The organism is Mesorhizobium sp. M4A.F.Ca.ET.022.05.2.1, from assembly GCF_003998845.1.
Taxonomy (GTDB): domain Bacteria; phylum Pseudomonadota; class Alphaproteobacteria; order Rhizobiales; family Rhizobiaceae; genus Mesorhizobium.
Map to the genome: position 1 here is coordinate 1 of NZ_RZOJ01000526.1, position 3,496 is coordinate 3,496.

The window sequence follows — 3,496 nt, forward strand, 5'->3', positions numbered from 1 at the left end:
GGGTTTTTGGGCGGGGTTTATGATGGCTTGAACTTGTCCGCGCGGCGGACCATATCAAGACAATCGGGAAAAATGCCATCCGGGTTTTTCCAGTTTATGTCGCTCTCTAGAGGACACTGTAACATGAGCCGAATGACGCCCTTTTCGAGCCCGCTTCTCCTGGGCTTCGACACCATGGAAAAGACGCTCGAGCGCCTGGCGAAGTCCGGTGACAGCTATCCTCCTTACAACATCGAGCGCCTCAGCGGTGCCGACGGCATGGCCGAAAGGCTGCGCATCACGCTCGCCGTCGCCGGCTTCGCCGAAAGCGACCTCGATGTCACGACGGAGGAGAACCAGTTGATCGTGCGCGGCCGTCAGACCGACGACACCGAGCGCGAATTCCTTCACCGCGGCATCGCCGCGCGCCAGTTCCAGCGCTGCTTCGTGCTGGCCGATGGCATGCGGGTGATCGCGGCGGAGCTGAAGAACGGCCTGCTGTCGATTGATCTCGACCGGCCGGAGGTCGAGCGGCTGGTACGGAAAATAAACATATCGGTGAAAGACTGATCTTTACCGATGGCTCTCATGCGGGGCGGCCTTGGACGGCGTCCTCGCGCCAAGGAGGCTTGAAATGACCAGAACCGACGAAACCTTGACCATGACCAGTGGCGAATTCGCCCATCTCGGCGAAGGCTCGGTCGCCTATCTCAGGAAAGTCTCGAGCGACGATCTGCGCGGCCGCTTCCCCGGCCTCGGGGAAATCGCGCCCGGCCTGGAACTGTGGGCGCTGTTTGCCGCCAATGGCCAGCCGATCCTGCTTTCGGACGCCCGCGACCGGGCGCTGGCGGGCGCGCTGGAGAACGACCTGACCACTGTCGCCATTCACTGAGCGACCGCTGGCCGTCCGAAATGGCAAGGGCCGCCCAAGGCGGCCCTCTGAAACCTTCAATCCGAAAACTTCAGGCCGCGTGCGAGGCCTGCGTGTCCGACAGCAGTGCGTGGATCGCCACCGCGTCGCGCGTGCCCCTGATCTTGGCCACGGTGTCGGCGTCGCGCAGCACGCGCGCGATGCGCGACAGCGCCTTGAGGTGGTCTGCACCCGCCCCCTCGGGCGCCAGCAGCAGAAACACCAGATCAACCGGCTGGTCATCCAGCGCCTCGAAATCGACCGGCGTCTCCAGCCGGGCGAAGACGCCGGCAATGCGCTTCACCCCGGCGAGCTTGCCATGCGGTATGGCAATGCCGTTGCCGACGCCGGTGGAGCCAAGCCGCTCGCGCTGCAGGATGGTGTCGAACACTTCCCGCTCCGGAATGCCCGAAATCGCTGCCGCCCTCTCGGACAGCAATTGCAGCAGTTGTTTCTTGGAGTTCGCCTTCAACGCCGGCATGATCGCCGGAACGTTGATCAGATCGCTAAGATCCATGCTTAAAAAACCCCTTGTTCGCCCGCCGCAGCCAGTCCTCGCCCCCTCGCGCGGCTGGCTGCTATCCCTGTGCGACTTTGGTCGTGGACGGGTCGATCCAGCCGATGTTCCCATCCGGCCGGCGGTAGACGATGTTGAGATGCTCGTTCCCGGCGTTGCGGAACACGAAGACCGGGCTGTCCTTGGTGTCGAGCTCGATGACCGCGGACGCCACCGACATGGTGCGCAGCGTCATCGTCGATTCGGCAACGACCGCCGGAGCGAAATTCTCCGGCATCTCCTCGTCGTCGTCGGCAAGCGGGGCCATCACCGTATAGGCGATGTCGGTCGGCTCGCCATTGCCGTTGCCGGAATTGTGCGATTTCAGACGGCGCTTGTAGCGCCGAAGGCGGGTTTCGAGGCGATCAGCCGCCGCCTCGAAGGCAAGCGTGGGATCCTGTGCGTCGCCCGTCGCCTGCAATGAGGCGCCGGAATCGAGCCGGATCATGCAGTCGGCCGAAAAGCGCGACCCCGATTTGATGACCGTGACATGCCCTGAAAAACCGCGATCGAAATATTTTCCGATCGCTTCGCCGACACGGTCGTTGATGCGCGTACGGAACGCATCGCCGATATCCATGTGTTTTCCCGAAATGCGCAGTTTCATCTGAAAACTGACCTTCCTTGCTCAGGCTTCAAACTGTCCCGAGTTTATACTCGTGGTCCGCGCGCACAAGCTTTGCGGCGGCGCTCGCGCCGATTTTAAATCCGAACTTTCCGGTTGATCACAAGTTGCCTTCTTGGCCGTCGCGAAGCCTTCGCCGTGACGGTCCCATCCGCTGCGGGCATCAGACCCGCCTCATGCGGGCGGGCTTCTAGACACTTCATTGCAGCTTGTCAATGAAGCTTGAAAACTGTGGAAATCCGGCCGCGCCGCGGCCGTTTTCAGAGCTGCGGTCAGCGCCCGGCGCTGGCGAGCGCGCGTTTTTCACGCCGCCGCTGCACGGAGGAGGGAATGTTCATGCCCTCCCGGTACTTGGCGACGGTGCGCCGGGCGATGTCCACGCCACTTTCCTTGAGCATATCGACGATGGCGTCGTCGGAGAGCACGTCGACGGGCTTTTCCTCGTCGATCAGCTGCTTGATGCGGTCGCGCACCGCTTCAGAGGAATGCGCGTCGCCACCGCCCGCCGAAGCGATCGAGGCAGTGAAGAAATACCGCAGTTCGAAGACGCCCCGCGGCGTCAGCATGTATTTGTTCGCCGTGACCCGGCTCACAGTCGATTCGTGCATGCCGATGGCATCGGCCACCGTGCGCAGATTGAGCGGCTTGAGGTGGCGCACGCCATGGACGAGGAACGCGTCCTGCTGGCGCACGATCTCCGACGCGACTTTGAGGATGGTCTTTGCCCGCTGGTCGAGGCTGCGCGTTAGCCAGTTGGCGTTCTGCAGGCATTCGGCCAGGAAATCCTTCTCAACCTGGTTCTTCGCGTGGCCCGAAACTCTGGCGAAATAGACATTGTCGACCAGGACGCGCGGCAGCGTCTCGGCATTGAGCTCGACCGTCCAGCTTCCGTCATTGGCAGCGCGCACCTCGACATCGGCAACGATGGCGTCGCTGGCGCCGCCCGAAAACGCCATTCCGGGCCGCGGATCGAGCGCGCGGATCTCGGCCAGCATATCCAGGAGATCCTCCTCGTCGACCCCGCAAATGCGCTTCAGCGCCTGGAAATCGCGCCGCGCCAGCAGTTCGAGATTGGCGACCAGCGCCTGCATCGCCGGATCGAGCCGGTCGCGCACCGCAAGCTGCAGCGACAGGCATTCGGCAAGGTCGCGGGCAAACAGGCCGGCCGGCTCGAACGTCTGGCAGATGCCGAGCACCTTGGCCACCGCCGCTTCGCTGGTGCCGAGGCGGGCCGCGATCTCGGCCATGTCGGCGCTTAGATAGCCGGCCTCATCGAGACCGTCGCCAAGCTCGCCGGCGATCAGCCGCGCCGCCGGATCGGCAAAGGCGAGCGCGATCTGTTCGCCGACATGCTCACGCAACGTAATCGCCGTGGCAGCCATGTCACCGACATCGAAACCTTCGGACGAGGACGCTCCCATGCCGC

The 3,496-nt window shown here is 63.4% G+C and carries 5 protein-coding genes; 2 read left to right on the forward strand and 3 right to left on the reverse strand.

Features of this window, described 5'->3' with window-relative positions; translation table 11 throughout:
• Positions 1 to 123: 123 nt before the first annotated feature.
• Entirely contained in the window at positions 124 to 549 is a 426-nt protein-coding gene (locus tag EN745_RS31990) for an Hsp20 family protein (protein ID WP_126058304.1), read from the forward strand.
• A 64-nt stretch (positions 550 to 613) separates the two neighbouring features.
• Positions 614 to 871 (forward strand): DUF1150 family protein, encoded by a 258-nt coding sequence (locus tag EN745_RS31995; protein WP_124995408.1) that lies wholly within the window; start codon positions 614 to 616, stop codon positions 869 to 871.
• Positions 872 to 941: 70 nt separating this feature from the next.
• Here the strand turns inward: EN745_RS31995 and ptsN are convergent, their stop codons facing one another.
• From ptsN to rpoN, 3 genes are all read right to left on the reverse strand, one after another.
• Positions 942 to 1,406 carry a PTS IIA-like nitrogen regulatory protein PtsN gene (gene ptsN / locus EN745_RS32000; protein ID WP_006200387.1) on the reverse strand — a complete coding sequence of 155 codons (465 nt, stop codon included), beginning with the start codon at positions 1,404 to 1,406 and terminating at the stop codon, positions 942 to 944.
• A gap of 61 nt (positions 1,407 to 1,467) precedes the next feature.
• Positions 1,468 to 2,052 (reverse strand): ribosome-associated translation inhibitor RaiA, encoded by a 585-nt coding sequence (gene raiA, locus EN745_RS32005; protein WP_126058303.1) that lies wholly within the window; start codon positions 2,050 to 2,052, stop codon positions 1,468 to 1,470.
• A gap of 290 nt (positions 2,053 to 2,342) precedes the next feature.
• Positions 2,343 to 3,496: RNA polymerase factor sigma-54 (gene rpoN / locus EN745_RS32010; protein ID WP_127423097.1), on the reverse strand; the 1,154-nt coding region annotated here is incomplete at its 5' end.

What these genes read in the sequence shown, in the direction of transcription:
- EN745_RS31990 (WP_126058304.1), top strand. Translation starts at nt 124, where the DNA reads ATGAGCCGAATGACGCCCTTTTCGAGCCCGCTTCTCCTGGGCTTCGAC.
- EN745_RS31995 (WP_124995408.1), top strand. Translation starts at nt 614, where the DNA reads ATGACCAGAACCGACGAAACCTTGACCATGACCAGTGGCGAATTCGCC.
- ptsN (WP_006200387.1), bottom strand. Translation starts at nt 1,406, where the DNA reads ATGGATCTTAGCGATCTGATCAACGTTCCGGCGATCATGCCGGCGTTG.
- raiA (WP_126058303.1), bottom strand. Translation starts at nt 2,052, where the DNA reads ATGAAACTGCGCATTTCGGGAAAACACATGGATATCGGCGATGCGTTC.